Annotated in this window: 12 protein-coding genes; all 12 read right to left on the bottom strand. The window is 38.6% G+C overall.

Annotation, left to right across the window (positions count from 1 at the left end; translation table 11 throughout):
- Positions 1–4 precede the first annotated feature (4 nt).
- The 12 genes from MMU07_RS12320 to MMU07_RS12375 all read right to left on the bottom strand — a co-directional run bounded on the left by MMU07_RS12320 (position 5) and on the right by MMU07_RS12375 (position 15592).
- Entirely contained in the window at positions 5–3493 is a 3489-nt protein-coding gene (locus MMU07_RS12320) for a hypothetical protein (protein WP_241126176.1), read from the bottom strand.
- A gap of 121 nt (positions 3494–3614) precedes the next feature.
- Entirely contained in the window at positions 3615–7328 is a 3714-nt protein-coding gene (locus tag MMU07_RS12325; RefSeq protein WP_241126177.1) for an ATP-binding protein, read from the bottom strand.
- 51 nt (positions 7329–7379) lie between these two features.
- Positions 7380–7643, bottom strand: a complete 264-nt coding sequence (locus tag MMU07_RS12330; RefSeq protein ID WP_241126178.1) for a hypothetical protein — start codon at positions 7641–7643, stop codon at positions 7380–7382.
- Positions 7644–7675: 32 nt separating this feature from the next.
- Positions 7676–8224, bottom strand: a complete 549-nt coding sequence (locus MMU07_RS12335) for a DUF420 domain-containing protein (RefSeq protein WP_241126179.1) — start codon at positions 8222–8224, stop codon at positions 7676–7678.
- Positions 8211–8879, bottom strand: a complete 669-nt coding sequence (locus tag MMU07_RS12340; RefSeq protein ID WP_241126180.1) for an SCO family protein — start codon at positions 8877–8879, stop codon at positions 8211–8213. Before MMU07_RS12340 ends, MMU07_RS12335 begins: the two co-directional genes overlap by 14 nt.
- Positions 8880–8957: 78 nt before the next feature.
- Entirely contained in the window at positions 8958–9287 is a 330-nt protein-coding gene (locus tag MMU07_RS12345) for a cytochrome C oxidase subunit IV family protein (RefSeq protein ID WP_241126181.1), read from the bottom strand.
- An 18-nt stretch (positions 9288–9305) separates the two neighbouring features.
- Positions 9306–10082: a cytochrome c oxidase subunit 3 gene (locus MMU07_RS12350; RefSeq protein ID WP_241126182.1), complete on the bottom strand. Its 777-nt coding sequence runs from the start codon at positions 10080–10082 to the stop codon at positions 9306–9308.
- 19 nt (positions 10083–10101) lie between these two features.
- Positions 10102–10683, bottom strand: coding sequence for a cytochrome c oxidase subunit 3 (locus MMU07_RS12355; protein ID WP_241126183.1), 582 nt, complete (start codon positions 10681–10683; stop codon positions 10102–10104).
- Positions 10684–10686: 3 nt separating this feature from the next.
- On the bottom strand, positions 10687–11589 hold the full coding sequence (cyoE, locus tag MMU07_RS12360) for a heme o synthase (protein ID WP_241126184.1): 903 nt from the start codon (positions 11587–11589) through the stop codon (positions 10687–10689).
- Positions 11586–12668: a COX15/CtaA family protein gene (locus MMU07_RS12365; RefSeq protein ID WP_241126185.1), complete on the bottom strand. Its 1083-nt coding sequence runs from the start codon at positions 12666–12668 to the stop codon at positions 11586–11588. The genes cyoE and MMU07_RS12365 overlap by 4 nt, the downstream gene beginning before the upstream one ends.
- Positions 12649–14541: a cytochrome c oxidase subunit I gene (locus tag MMU07_RS12370; protein ID WP_241126186.1), complete on the bottom strand. Its 1893-nt coding sequence runs from the start codon at positions 14539–14541 to the stop codon at positions 12649–12651. Before MMU07_RS12370 ends, MMU07_RS12365 begins: the two co-directional genes overlap by 20 nt.
- A gap of 16 nt (positions 14542–14557) precedes the next feature.
- Entirely contained in the window at positions 14558–15592 is a 1035-nt protein-coding gene (locus MMU07_RS12375; protein WP_241126187.1) for a cytochrome c oxidase subunit II, read from the bottom strand.
- Between the last annotated feature and the right edge of the window lie 6 nt (positions 15593–15598).

The raw sequence follows: 15598 nt of genomic DNA on the forward strand, positions 1-15598 counted from the left end.
TAAATCAAAACAAAGCTGTAACCTGCATCCTGCCGATATGCACCAGGCGATCAAGTCCTTCTGAATTTCTACCTTCATATACCAAGTTCATTTGTAGCCCTTCCCCGATTTTTTGTAGCCAATTGAAAGTCCAGGTCAGGTTGTTGCCGGGGGTCAGGGCCTGAAGCATCTCGTATCCTGCGGGCGAATTGGGTTGGCCGTTATATTCGATGAAGGTGTACTTGAAATTGGCATTGATGGTCGTCTTGATTGCTTTGGCAAATCTAAAATCCAGACCTATTTGATGGATATTGGATCGCTCGTTGATTTCTTGGTTGGCGATGTTGTGCTTGTCAAAATATTGATAAATCAGGGTGGATCTGAAAAGGCCACTAGGTTGCCAAGCAAGTTCAGGACCGATTCCATATTGCTCAATAAAATAATCCCGGTTGCTCAAAAAATCCGAATTAGCAATTCTCTTACCAGATTGGGCCAAAACTCTAAGGTTCATTACCTGACTGAAATTATAGCGGGTGTTTAATCTCCAGTCTTTTTGGATCAGGTCATCAAATCCACCTGAAAGCAACTGCTTGTTTTGACTGTCAAAAAGTGACAAATCAAAGCCATACTTTGCCGAGGAGCGGTTGAAGAAAAAAGAAGATCGGATTACCTGCCTGACGGAAATCAGATCCTCGGGAGAAAATCCCCCAATGAAAGGATTGACCCTATCCCAAAAATCATTCGACGTAATTTTCTTTTCTACGCTGAGGCTGGTTGTGTTTGAAAATTTATGAAGGAATTGTTGGACTCCACCGGATGTTCTCCAGGTATCGGGAAACTTCGCATTGAGCCGGTAGTTGAAAATAGTAGTAAAAGCCTGTACAAACTCCGTGGTAGGCACAAAGACTTTGATATAAATCTTTTCCTCAGGATTGATTGCGATATAGAATTCATTCAGTTGCTGGATTCCATCATTGTTGTCATCCCTCCATGCGTGGGTTCCTTCTCCTGTGGGTACTGGCAGGAAGATAAATTCCCTTCTAAACTCACGTCCATTTCCAATGGCATAACTCAGTTCATTTCTTACATTTCCTTTTGCCATAGTCCCCAAATAATCTACTTTGCTCAGGACAGTGGTTTCCTTTTCTTGGTCCGTCCTGAGAAATTCAAGTTCCCTGTAGGTAAATGTGGCTGTCAGGTCATGGTTTCCAAATCTCCTTTTTAATCCAAACATCGTTTGAAATGCTTCTGTATCAGGAGTAATCAGGCCATTGACCGGAAACTTGTCTTCCCTGACAGAGGCATTGAGAAAAAATGAGTAAGGCAAAGTATCGTTGGATTTGAGGTATAGGAGGTGTTCCAGGAAATTCATTGCAGTACTCACCACCGAATCCTTTTCAATGTCCCGCACAGCATTTCTCTCCACCATAACCCTGTACCCCGGAACCAACACTTTCGACTTATACTGGAAATCGCCTGTATATCGAAGCCAATCCGAATTGAGGTCCCTGACATTGGAATTCAAAAGGAAGAAATTGTTTTTTACATAAAACCGCCTTCCAATCTGCCGGTCCCAACGTGCAAGATGTTGGGTTCCATCCAAGACCTGCCCTCTGTTTCTGAGGTTGAGTCTATAGCTGAAGGAATTATGGATGTCCTTATTAAGCTCAATCTGGGAATTGAAAATTCTTTCATGACCTGCTTGCAAAGCATCTTGTGAATCTAAACTCCAGTCCCGGTCAAATTCGACATAACGCAACCTGTCAATAAAACTGAAATTAGCAGAATTGTACTCATACTCGGCCAAAGCTCGAAATTTATACCCTTTGAACAAATCCAGGCTTCTGTTTTCGGAAGAAATTCCAGACTTGATCCCAAAGCCCCTATTGGTCTCATTGTCTATATCAGAAAATAGGTTTTGGTCTGTATTGGAAAAGGCAAGCTCTGTGTAAACCTGCTCATATGCGTTTAATTTTACCCTTGTTCCGGTAGTGAACATTTGCTTTTTGTTGGGCGCAGGAAGTGGGGAAAATATAGAGTAATTTCCCTGTGATTGACCGGCAACTTTTGGAACGAAAGCAAAAACAGGTCCATTGGACAATTGGCTTTGCCTTATATAATCTCCGTTTCCCTGCCCTACTTCATTAAATGAAACTGCAAAAAAAGCTTCATTTGGATCGTTTGAATATTCAAAGTATTCAAACTGATTGCCTTGCCCATCTAGTCCTTGTACTTTTTTGTACAAAATCCTATTGGAATCAAAAGCCACACTATCCACCCTCGGAACGGAAGCAGCTTCAATATCATTGCCTACAGAGGAAAGCAGTACCTTTTCCTGATCAGACAATTCAAAAAACAGTGGCCTGTTTCGGTTGTCTTGTTCTCTATATAGATTCATGTAGAATGATACCCTGTCAGATTCCTGAATATGGTTTGCCGTAAGGATGGATCTGGAATAATTGCGCTCAGCGTATTCAAAGTCTATCCTGATTCTAGTGTATTGGGTGATCAAAATTTTTGGAGTAAAGGTTATTTCTCCCTGATTATAATCGATGACATAATCATAATTGAAGCCCCTTTGAAGCTGTACACCGTCTAAAAATACCCTTTCGGAATTGGCCATGATGATGACAAATCTTTCATTTTGAGGGCCGGGAATTCTATATGGGCCAAGAGTACCCTCTGTGACCTCCAATAAGATGGAAGCAAACTTCCCTTTTGCGACGGAAGCGGCTGCTTGTGTTGACGCACGCCATTTCTCTCCCATACTATAATTGGTCGTGAACTGGGCACCCTGCACATTCTTGTAATACCTCAAAAACTCGGATTTTCTCTGCTGCAGAACCACATCTCCCGCCGATAAATTGAATTTATCATTGTAAAGTTCGACTAGAATATTGTCAAAATCCTGTACCTGTTGGGTATTTCCTTCGGGTTGAAATGGCACGTTCTGATCTGTAATACTTGCCCTGATATTCAGGTTTTCGGTCAGTTGACCATTCATCTGAAGATTGAGCGAGGAGTTGACAAATAGATTCTGTGTATTGCCAAAAGAAATTCCCCGGGTGAGGTTTCCCGATTTGTTGAGGTTTGTACTTGGGAAAAGTTCCTCACGAAAATCGAATGTCGGCACAGCTTGATACCTTTTGTTCCTAAAAATGGCCGTGGAATCGTAGTCTGCCAATAAGGTCCTTTTGGCTGAAGTATGGTTTAGCGCGTAGGGAAAAGTTTGGTAACAAACTAGGAGCGAATCAACTTGATCGTCAAGATTCAAACGGATATTTAAATTGCCTGAATTGAGATCATACGCAAAAGAATAAGTCCTATCAGAAATGTCCCTTATACTGATACTTTCTTCAAGGACACTCAACGAATCAAGCAAAAAAGGTTGTGATATCTTTTCAAAAGGCAACCATTTACAGGCAGAATTCTGGGCAAAAACAATGGTGCCGAATCCTAAATTCAAAATTAGGATCAAAACAAAATACCTCACCCGAATTAAACAGTTATACATATATCCTTGCTAAGGTAATATTTTCATCAAAAAGATGGATAACTCTCAGATTAAAAGCATTTTCTCAGATTCAAAAGCAAAAAATCATGGCAAAACCAAATTGAAAGGAATGGTTTTTTGGTTATACGGGGATCTCTGCCACTAGATTAAACGAAAGAAAAAAAGAAGTCCCCTTACCCTCTTCAGTTTCAAACCAGATTTTACCACCTTCTGTTTCTACCCCTCTTTTTGCGATCGCAAGACCCAATCCTGAACCCTCGGACTTGGTGCTAAAATTTGGCATAAATATTTTATCTCTCAACTCCATCGGTATGCCTTTGCCATTGTCTTTGATTTCCAAAACTACCTGCTCCTCTATAACCCTTAGAAAAACGAGAATGACGGATTTTTTATGGGGTTCAGTTGCCTGAAAACCATTGATAATCAAGTTGGCGATGATTCTTCCAAAAAGCTGCTTATCGCCCATCACCGGAAGATTATCTTCTTCTGAGAGATCCCCAAAGATTATTTTTTCATTCTCCCTGTTTTTAAACAACTCCAATGTTCCCAAAACCACCTGTTTGAAATCCATAAGTTCCTTTTTGGGTTGAGGCATCTTGGCAAAACTCGAAAAGGATGTAGCAATATCACTCAGGGTATCTACCTGATGGATCAGTGTTTCCAATGGTTGTTTGAGTTTTTTGGGGTCATCAAGTTTTCCTTCCGATTGTAACCTTAATAAATGCTGTAAGGTAAGTTTCATCGGAGTCAATGGATTCTTAATTTCGTGAGCGACTTGCTTGGCCATTTCTCTCCAGGCTGACTCCTTTTCAGAATTGGCTAGGTCTTTCTTACTAGCATCTAGTTTGAAGAGCATGTTGTTATATTCATTCACGAGTAGGCCGATCTCATCATTGGTAGGCCAATACATTGGCTCATTATTATCCAAGCCTGTTACTTTAAGTTTCTGGGTCAAAAGCTTAAAAGGAAACGTGAGGTTTTTAGATACAAAATAAGAGATGAACAAAAACACGATGAAAACCAAAACGAATATGTTGATGATATTGCTCAGCACATCAGCAATCAACAAATCCAACTCTGTTTCTGATTCGAAAAAAGGTACCGCCACTATAGCCTGTACTTCCTGACCATCCTTGGACCTGATTGCAGAATATACTGATTTGAAAGTAAGATTTCCAATTTTCTCTTCCAGGAGGATAAGGTTATTTTGGCCTTCAACCAATTCAACAATGGCGTTTGGGTTAATATAATTTGTCAATACCTTTTTGTCAAAGATATTGGGTTGAGAAGTGCTGACCAAAACCCCTTGTTTGCTATACAAGTTAATGTCAGTATTGGCATTCCCCGAAAGATTATTCATTGTCTCCAAAAGCTCATCCTTTTCCAATATGCCGCTGTTTTTCTTTTCGATTACGGGCGAAAGGTTATCAGTAACCAAGGAGGTTTTTTGAAGGTATTGCCGATGGAGTTCTTCCTGATAAGAACCGGTAAACAGACCAACGATAATCAAACTTATAATCAGGATGGGAAAAAAGAAAGCAAAATTCAGATACAGCTGAAGTTTTGTTGCATAATTGAACCTCAGTGAGCCAATTTCTTTAGAAAATGCTCCAAAAATCAACGAGCCAAGTGTAAATATGATAAAACCCAAAAAAAACAAAGATATATCAGCAAGAATGTAATAAATAGGATAAACAGGAGATGAAACTACCACCACTTTATCGAGTTCTTTGACTCCTACATGGTGGAATTTTCCCTTATAAATTCCTGAGGTGAAAAGTGTTGATTGATTCAACAGGTTTTCTATACCAGCAGCACGATAATTAAAAAGACCCACCCCATACTTAAGTTCCCCCTCCTCGTATACAGCATAGTCAAACTTTTTGTCGTTCATGCCCGCCATGTATTTTTCGTCGATTAGCAACTTCGGGAATACCGATCCAGGTACAATTCTTAATTGCCTTAATTCCAAGAAAACCGTCCCCACAAATACATCTTGTTTAAACATAGGTATGAAAGCAAAGTACTGATTACCGTCTCCTTCTGTCCCTTTTGGGATGAAGTATAGGTCCCTCACTGAGGTTGCAAAATCACTTTTAACAAATTGTCTTTCATTTTCGGCAAGGGTATTGGAATTGTTCCGGTCTAGAATATTTTCACCGAAATAATTGAAAGCTTTCACTTTGAGGACATATTGATCAAAGTAATTGTTCATGTGGATTTTGCGGATTTTCTGCTCTATGGGCTCTTTTCTCATCAAAGGATCCGTCATGGAATTTTTTATAAATAAATCCTGACTGATTCTCTCCATGATATCAGAAAGAAAAAATTCTGCGAGAATATCATTTTCCACCAGCATTTCAGTACCAAAACTAGCCTTGGATTTGAAATTCCTTTCAAGGTAAACCTGATGTGAAGCTACGCCTGTAATTATTGCGGCAATCAGACATCCAAAGAAAAAAGTGAGGAAAGTATTCAGACCTATTGTAAAAATATATCTATACAGATTAAAGTTAATGACCGCTACCAAAAAGATAAAATGTGCAAAATAGGCTACCATCCATATCCAGTTGAAATAAGCCAATGTGCCAACAATCGGGATTGAAAAATAAATGATGATGGAAAGTGCTTTAGACTTATTTAAAGGATTATTATAAAACACCAACTCCAAAGCCAAAACAGTAAAAAGAAAATAGGCAGCCCCCCCCACAAACACAATTGAAAGACTCACGATTTTGAACCAATCCAAGGATGGAAGACTCAAAATATTAAGATCCCATTGCGAATTGCTTAATATATCGATGTACAATGCATAAAAAAGTACCAAAAACAAAGTAGAAAACAAGTAGGCAATTATTAAAAATAGCCGGTTATCTATTTTTATCCTCCTTTTATTCAGCCGGTTTTTAAAGCTTTTGCCTGCAATTATTTTGAGAACCAATGCAAGTAGGATGGCCAAACAGATAACATTTAAGAAGAGATCTCCGAGGCTTGGGTTGAACCAAGAAGATGCATAACCCGATGGGTCAAAAAGCCTGTAGCCAAAGTAGTCTTTAGGAAACCTGAAAACAAGCATTAGTGCCCTTATAGTGATCAATACGGCGGACGCAGCAACCAGTGCTTTCACTTGCTTTCCTTTTCGCCACAAATTCAAAATGAGATTGCGCGTCATCAACAGGACAAGAAAGAAAAGGGAGAAAAAGAAAATCATCAATGCCAATTGGCTTGAAGGTCCGGTGGGGATTTGTTCGGGATCAAAGTACACTGAAAACAAGAACTCACCTTTTGATCCTTTTACGTCCAAAAAACCCTCCTCCTGTACATAGGAAATACTTTTGGGAATATTTGAAAAAATTTCTGTGTTGAAACCCGATTCAAGGTATTGGTTTTGAAAATCCCTTTTGAAATAAAGAGGGTATAATTGGACAATCCAATATCCCTGATTATTGCGGGAGAATCTCCTGACTTTTGAATAAAATATCCCACGCTTGTCTTCCATGATTCTTTGATTGGTTTTGGAATTGATCCAATCAAAATCAGGCATATATGAAAAATCAGACCAATACACCAATTTCCCCGATTCAGTAAACAAATAATAAGAATGAAATGAATCTATAGTAAGATTGGTAAAAGAAAACTCTTCATCGGGTCTGTTTTTTAACAGCAACTGCAAAAAATCCTGGTTAAATTCATTCTCGATCCTTTGGATCTCTTGAGTGATGTGTTTAATGAGTTTTTGGTCTTCATTTCCATCTACCAAAAAAAAATTGAATACCAATAATGCCCCCAGGCTTATAAGAGCCAAAAAAAGTAAAAATGTCCGAGTATTTCGCATAACCATAAGTTAAGCAAAAAGCAAAATCTGTACCCAGATCTCGATCATTATTTAATATTTTTCTCCATGAAAAAGGAATTTGCCTTTTCTTTTCTTAGCATTTCTGTACCAGAGGTATCCCAAAACTACCGCCAAGAGATAAGGCATGCTCAAAAGATAGAGTATGCCCATATTCAAACCTGCCCCAATGGTGGTTTCTCCATTGCTGATATTATTTTCTATCCCTGCCCTGCACATAGCACATTGTGCTATTGCTGACACCTCGGAAACCAAAATGAAAACTATGACAAGTAACGATGTATATAAAGATCTCATGGTATTCCAAACGCTAACGCAATTTAATAAGTTTAGAAAGTGTAATAGGGACTGATCATTAAATAGACAACAACTCCGGTAACAGTGACATAAAGCCAGATTGGGAATGCAAATTTAACAACTTTTTTATGTTTATCCCTTTGATCTGTATGGCCATAATAGTAAGCCAAAAGAATAGGAAATAATGCCACAGCAGCCAATACGATATGAGTGATAAGAATAAAATAATAAACTGGCCTAATCCATCCTTCTCCACCAAATGTGGTGCTTTCAGCTGTTGCATGATAAATCACATAAGAAACCAAAAAAATGGCTCCCAAACCAAATGCAGCGGTCATTGCAGCCCTATGATATTGGATATTCCCTTTTTTGATAAATACCACACCGGCGATTAATGCGACAGTAGCTGCAGAATTAATGACAGCATTGAGATGCGGGAGAAAATAAACCCAGTCACTTGCAACATCAATTTTTGAAGGCATAAATAAAAGGACAGCCACCAATACCGGCACAATAACAGCGATTACCGAGATCCATCTGATAATTCCTTTGTCTGAAGTTAATAAACTACTTTGTTCCATGTAATAAGATTTTTGTTTCTAATATTAATTTGTCAACATCTTCTCGATTTGTTCCGCTGTAATAACCTCTGATCCTACCCTGTCCGTCAATTAGGACAAATTTATCACTATGAACAAATTCCTCAGGTTGACCTTCCCCATCTATGGTAGGAAGTATAAAGCCACAACGTGCAAGGTAATAAATCAAACTTTTGTCACCGGTAAGAAAAAACCATTTTCCAGGAGTGGCCATATGCCTTTCAGCATAATCAGAAAGCACTTCCGGAGTATCATATTCGGGATCTATGGAGACAGAGTAAATCTGAATTTCATCATCATTCCTAAAGGCATCATCGACCCTTTCGAGTTCGGTGGACATGATCGGACAGATACTGGGGCAAGAGGTGAAGAAAAAATCAACTATCGTAATTTTTTCGGACATCTCTTTCCTTCCACGAATTTGGCCATTTTGATCCATTAAAATAAAATCAGGAATATAATGTTGACCTGAATCTGACATATTACATTCACTAAATGGATCTTCTACCCCATTTTGAAAAAAAACAGGAATGTCATATTGGTTATTCCCGAAAGTTTTCAAAAACAAAAAAATCACGACAGGGACCAATAGAATACAAACTAAAACCAATCCCTGAAGAATCCTCAATCTTTTCATTGTTGTTTTTTTACTTAAACAAAAAAAGAGGTTGAAGTTTCCACTCCAACCTATTTTTTTTCATAAATTTTTAAATTATTACCACCTCATGATGAAAATATCTGAACCTTCCTTCACTAGGGCAATTACCAACCAAACTAGGAAGATCAAAGGGACAATAATTGAGTAGAAAAGCGGTTTTGCTTCTTCACCGAGGTGCATAAACTCCATCATGATATATTTTGCCTTCCATATTGTGAGGGCAATAAATATAAAATAAAGCAAAAACCCTCTTGGAAGCGTAAATGCAAACACGAATTCAACAAGGGTCAATAAAAGCAATATCCCTGCTGTTTTCCATATTTTTTTAATCTTAGCCTCATCGCGCGGCATTACTTCAAGCGCTGATTTATTTTGTTGCGTAGCCATATCGTGAATATTTAAAATTTAAATCAGATAGAATAAGGTAAACACAAATACCCAAACGAGGTCTACAAAGTGCCAGTACAAACCGATTTTTTCGACCATTTCATAGTGCCCCCTTTCTTCATAAATCCCCACAGCGGCTTGATAAAAAGCCAAAAACAACAGCAAAACACCCAATGTTACGTGGAATCCATGGAAGCCTGTAATGAAGAAAAATAACTGTGCAAAGTTTGCCGGTCCATATTCATTTACAGAGAGATTAGCTCCGAATACTATTTCACTCACAGTTTGTCCCATATTATTGACATAAGTGATAAGAGAACCACTCGGGGTCCCATGGATAAAGTGCGACCATTCCCAAGCTTGACAACTTAGGAAAGTTATACCTCCCAAAAGGGTCCAAAGCAACCATTTGACAACATCCTTTTTGTCATTTCTATGTCCGGCTTCCACTGCCAAAACCATTGTAACGGAACTAAGGATCAAAATGAAGGTCATCAAACCTACGAATGCTAGGGGAATGTGAACTCCATGTACAAATGGAATCGCATCAAATACAAGTTCGGGTACCGGCCAATATTCATTAGATCCCACAAAAGTATCTACAGGCCCCCCATAAGAAGGGAAACTGACCCGTAGAGAAATGTATGTAATCAAAAGGGCGGCAAATGTAAAAATATCAGAAAGCAGGAAAAACCACATCATAAGTTTTCCATAACTGGCTTTTAGAGGCTCATTTCCACCTCCCCAGACTCCTCTTTTGGGACTTACCCCAATTGCAGTTGCAGTCGTTGACATATATTTTATTTTTTACTTTTTAATGATTCAATAACAAAAACATAAACAAATATAACCAAAGACCCCCAAGGAAATGCCAATAAGTGACACACATTTCCATGGTATCGAGATTTTTGGAATGTACCTGATACCTAAAGGTCGAAATTAATACAATAATTAGAAATATCACACCACTGATTAAGTGTAATGCATGTAATCCTGTGAAAACATAGAGAAATGAGCCAGCAGGGTTACCTACAAAAAACACATCCTGATCCACCAAAGCCACCCAACTGTACCATTGGCCAATTAAAAAAGCCGATCCAAGAACAGAAGTAATTATCATTCCCGTTCTAAGTGATGCCAGATCATCTTTCTTTGCTGATGCATATGCCCAATGCAATGTAATACTGCTCAATACTATGATTCCAGAAGTATACCAGAAAATACTGGGAAGGTCATATTCTAACCAATTACCTTCTGACTGTCTGACAATATATGCACTAGTAAGGGAAGCAAAAATCATCACAACCGTCACTATGAAAAGCCATAGAGCAAACTTCTTGGGATGCATAGCAATTGGTTGCTCTGCATTTTCAACGTATGCGAATTTTTCTTCCATGGATTAAACCTTATCTAGTAAGTATGCTATTTGCACTAACGGCAAATAAAGAAACGATCCAAACATTATTTTGAGTGCAGATTTTCTGGAACAATCTTTCATCAAAGAGAAAGTTTGAGCCAAAAACAAAACTCCACAGATAGTAGCAACAATTCCAGAATTGATCCCTGTCAAACCAAAATATGTTGGCAAAAGACCTAAAGGCAACAAAAACAGGGTGTAAATCATTATTTGAATTGCAGTGTTCAGGTCTTTTTGACCTCCGCTTGGCAGAAGTTTAAAACCTGCTTTCTTGTAATCCTCATCACTTACCCAAGCAATAGCCCAGAAATGAGGAAACTGCCATATAAACTGTATCCCGAAAATGATAAGCGCTTCATGGGAAATAGTTGCAGTGGCTGCAGTCCAACCCAACAATGGAGGCATAGCTCCTGGTATAGCACCTACAAAAACTGCAATCGGACCAACTTTTTTTAGAGGAGTGTAGACGAATACATACAGAAACATACTCACAACTCCGAGTATTGTTGTCAATGGATTTGTAAAAACCCATAGTATTAAAATTCCAATTATTGCAATAATTGAAGTAAACCAATAAGCTTCTTTAAGAGAAATAAGATTCAATGGAAGCGGACGATTTTCCGTTCTTTTCATCAATTTGTCAATATCTCTTTCCCATATTTCATTTGCCGCTCCGGAAGCACCACTGATTAGGAAACCACCAATCATAAGTGCAAAGAATTTACTCCATGAAAAGACAACACCGGAATCTCCAAGAATAAACCCAAAGACTGCCGAGAAGGTAACAAGCGCAGACAACCTGAATTTAATCAAATCTTTATAAGCCCCAATTCTTAAAATAAGGAAATCGGATAAAGAATTTTCAGAAATATTTATAGTACTCATAAACTCTGGTTTTCTATTTTTAATTTTCTTTGAGAGTCAAGTTGCAGTAAAATAACAAATTGAATCCCAATTATCATTGTTCCTAATAATAGATGCACAGGCTGTAAAAAAGCCGGAACCCCAAAATAGGCCATTCCTACACCTGTCAGTATCTCAAGGAAAATCACAAGGATAAGACCTTGGGACCACTTAAAGATGCTTACATGCCGCAATGTGTTTTTATATACTTGGTAAAAGAACAAAAGGTGTACTGCTAATAAGAGGATCGAATATGACCTATGAACAATAAACACCAATCCAAGATGATCTATCCATTCTCCCCTTAAAAGATTGCCAAATTCGAATGCTACAACATCCATCTCCTCTCTGACCTGAGTACCAAATACAATTTGAACCAACATCAATAAAAAACCAATCACCAAAATCCCAAAGAGTGTATTTGGTTTTTCAGTAGTTGATTTTGAAGGATAGATTAATTTATAAGATTGGAAATGAACGTAAAGCAGAACACAAACAATCACCAAAGCCAATATCATGTGCAATGTAATCATCCAAGGCAATAAATTTGTAGATACCACAATAGATCCAATCCAAGCCTGAAACAAAACTAAAAACAGATTTAAAACAGACAATATGGTGATTCTCTTACTTAAGGGCCAAAGAAATAATGACCTGAAAACAGTTAAAAGGACAAATAACCCAATAATTGCTCCAATCAGCCTATTCACATATTCGATCCAGGTTTTGACAGCATTAAATTCCTGTTCCACCAAAATCGATTTGTCATTTTTTATTTGATCTGCTTTTTGTTTGAACCCTAATTTCTCAAGTTGGGCGACAAATTTATTGTTTTTTTCTACTCTTTGAGCAGAGTAGATTTCCTGATAATTACCTGGGAGCTGGTCCACACTAGTAGGTGGAATCCAGCTCCCAAAGCATTTTGGCCAATCAGGACAACCCATACCCGATCCGGTACTTCTGACTATCCCACCGACTAATATCAGGAAATAAACAGCTATCACAGTGACCAAACTGATCCTGCGAAAGCTGTAAATTTGATTAAGATTCTTTTGATTCATTAGCTACAAGAACTTCCTCTTCGTCTGCAATAATCGCCTTTTCCAGTTTCACCAATTCCTGTTCATGAGGAAGGTTAGATTCAGGAGTCGCAGACAACGGCACAGTTTGAGGAATAAAATCCTCAGACGCACCGGGCTTTGAGTAGTCATATGGCCATCTGTATACCGTAGGTATTTCACCAGGCCAGTTGCCATGCTGTGGATGTAAAGGAGTAGTCCATTCGAGGGTATTGGATCTCCATGGATTAAGAGAGGCAACTCTACCTCTATACATTGAATAGAAGAAATTGAACAAGAAGATCAACTGAGCACCGAATGTAATGATGGCAGCAACTGACACAAACATATTCAAGTCCGTATACATGTTTGAGAATTCAAAATTTGTCCAGCTGTAATATCTCCTAGGAAAACCAGCAATACCAATATAGTGCATTGGGAAGAACACCATGTAAACCCCAATAAATGTTAACCAGAAGTGTATATATCCCAATCTTGGGTCCATCATCCTACCAAACATTTTAGGGAACCAATGGTAAACACCCGCCATCAACCCAAAGAAGGAAGCAGAACCCATTACCAAATGGAAGTGAGCTACTACAAAATATGTATCATGCAGCTGAATATCAATAGCCGAATTACCAAGGAAAATACCAGTCAATCCACCAGAAATAAAGAAAGATACTAGACCTATCGAAAACAACATCCCGGGAGTAAAAATCAAGTTCCCTCTCCATAATGTAGTAAGGTAGTTAAATACTTTTACCGCTGACGGAATCGCAATAATTAGGGTAAGAAACATGAAAATCGAACCTAGGAAAGGATTCATCCCCGACACAAACATGTGGTGCGCCCAAACTATAAACGACAAGATGGTAATTCCAAGCATGGAAATAATCATCGCTTTGTAACCAAAGATTGGCTTTCTAGAATTTACAGAAATGATTTCCGAGGTTATACCTAGTGCAGGCAACAATACGATGTAGACCTCAGGGTGACCAAGAAACCAAAATAAATGCTGGTACAGAACAGGACTACCACCCGTATTTGGCAAAGCCTCACCACCAATATAAATATCAGAGAGATAGAAACTTGTTCCAAAACTTCTATCAAAAACCAACAACAATGCTGCTGAAAATAAAACAGGGAATGAAAGCAAGCCGATAACAGCTGTTAGGAAGAAAGCCCAAATAGTCAAAGGAAGCCTAGAAAAAGACATTCCTTTAGTTCTCAAGTTGATTACCGTAGTAATGTAATTGATACCTCCCAACAAGGAAGACGCAATAAAAAAGGTCATTGCAACCAACCACAAAGTCATTCCAAGGCCGGATCCCGGCATGGCCTGTTCGAGAGCAGATAATGGAGGGTAGACAACCCATCCACCTGAAGCAGGTCCTGTCTCAATGAACAAAGAAATAAACATAATCACGCCTGATAAGAAGAAAAACCAGTATGATAGCATGTTCATAAAACCTGAGGCCATATCTCTTGCTCCAATTTGCAAAGGAATCAGGAAATTGGAGAAGGTACCACTTAGACCCGCTGTCAGTACAAAGAAAACCATGATGGTTCCATGCATAGTGACTAAAGCAAGATAGAAGTTAGGGTCAAGTTTTCCTGCGTCATCAATCCATCCTCCAAGTATTGGCTTTAACCAATATAATTCCATATCAGGAAAACCAAGTTGTAATCTGAATATAATAGAAAGTAAGCCACCGATAATTGCCCAGAATATACCCGTCACCAAGAATTGCTTCCCGATCATCTTGTGATCGGTGGTGAAAATATACTTGGTTATAAAATTATCGTGGTGCTCGTGATCATCGTGATGATCATGTGCACTAGCACTGTGAGTAGCTGTATGAGCTGTTGCCATAATTATGATAATTAAATTACTTATGTTCGCTGATTGTAATTTCAGCCAATTCTTTCAATTCAGGGGATAAATTTTCAACCAGAGCAGGGTTGTTGACAATGTATGGTTTTTGTTCCGCCAGCCATTTTCGGTACTCTGCCGGTTCCACCACATTAATTACTCTTCTCATAGAAAAGTGACCTTTGCCGCAAACCTCTGTGCATGCAATTTCATATTCGAATTCGGGATCGTTCAATTCAGCCCTCATTTCTTCTGTGGTCTTTGTAGCTACAAACCAGAATTTGGTTGGCATCCCAGGTACTGCGTCCATTTTCAATCTCATGTGTGGAGCAAAAACCGAATGAAGAACATCTCTTGCTCTTATTTTAAATAAGACAGGTTCACCTTTTGGAATTACAACTACAGGTGAATTAAAGTCGTCATGGGCATTTTTATCAGAGAAATCAACTCCAGAAACATTAGAAGCATTGGTCAGCCTGTAATCATTGGCTCCAAGTACATTATCCATACCAGGATACCTTACTTCCCATGCAAACTGATATCCCAACAATTCCACCACATGTGCGTTTTCAGGAGCAGGTTTTGTAATGTCCGACCATGCTTTCCATCCACCAATAACCAACAATGCCAAAACTATAGCCGGAACTACGGTCCAAATAACTTCAAGTTTATTGTTATCCGGGTAGAAGGACGCTTTTCTGTCCTCTTTGTATTGGTATTTGTATGGGAACCAGAAAAGTAGGATGTGGGTAATGATAAATATCACTCCTGTAACGGCCATAGTTATCCAAAACAACTGATCAGTTACAGCACCATGTTCAGATGCTAAAGGAAGGTTGTAATTATCAAATTCCTTTATTGAATACCAAAACATCAATCCTCCTGTTCCTACAAGGAATAAAACAAACATCATTGCGTTCACCTTATTACTTCCCGAAGCAACTTTTTTGTCACTGCCCTTTACTACTGAGACAAGGGTCTGTATTCTATATACCATCCAGATAATGGATATAAGCAATAAAATACCAACTGCGATTAGAAATCCGTACATAATTGT

It is taken from the genome of Cognataquiflexum nitidum (assembly GCF_022538055.1).
In the GTDB taxonomy this organism is placed as follows: domain Bacteria; phylum Bacteroidota; class Bacteroidia; order Cytophagales; family Cyclobacteriaceae; genus Cognataquiflexum; species Cognataquiflexum nitidum.

Coding starts and splice junctions, on each gene's coding strand:
- MMU07_RS12320 (WP_241126176.1), bottom strand. CDS start 3,493: ATGTATAACTGTTTAATTCGGGTGAGGTATTTTGTTTTGATCCTAATT.
- MMU07_RS12325 (WP_241126177.1), bottom strand. CDS start 7,328: ATGCGAAATACTCGGACATTTTTACTTTTTTTGGCTCTTATAAGCCTG.
- MMU07_RS12330 (WP_241126178.1), bottom strand. CDS start 7,643: ATGAGATCTTTATATACATCGTTACTTGTCATAGTTTTCATTTTGGTT.
- MMU07_RS12335 (WP_241126179.1), bottom strand. CDS start 8,224: ATGGAACAAAGTAGTTTATTAACTTCAGACAAAGGAATTATCAGATGG.
- MMU07_RS12340 (WP_241126180.1), bottom strand. CDS start 8,879: ATGAAAAGATTGAGGATTCTTCAGGGATTGGTTTTAGTTTGTATTCTA.
- MMU07_RS12345 (WP_241126181.1), bottom strand. CDS start 9,287: ATGGCTACGCAACAAAATAAATCAGCGCTTGAAGTAATGCCGCGCGAT.
- MMU07_RS12350 (WP_241126182.1), bottom strand. CDS start 10,082: ATGTCAACGACTGCAACTGCAATTGGGGTAAGTCCCAAAAGAGGAGTC.
- MMU07_RS12355 (WP_241126183.1), bottom strand. CDS start 10,683: ATGGAAGAAAAATTCGCATACGTTGAAAATGCAGAGCAACCAATTGCT.
- cyoE (WP_241126184.1), bottom strand. CDS start 11,589: ATGAGTACTATAAATATTTCTGAAAATTCTTTATCCGATTTCCTTATT.
- MMU07_RS12365 (WP_241126185.1), bottom strand. CDS start 12,668: ATGAATCAAAAGAATCTTAATCAAATTTACAGCTTTCGCAGGATCAGT.
- MMU07_RS12370 (WP_241126186.1), bottom strand. CDS start 14,541: ATGGCAACAGCTCATACAGCTACTCACAGTGCTAGTGCACATGATCAT.
- MMU07_RS12375 (WP_241126187.1), bottom strand. CDS start 15,592: ATGTACGGATTTCTAATCGCAGTTGGTATTTTATTGCTTATATCCATT.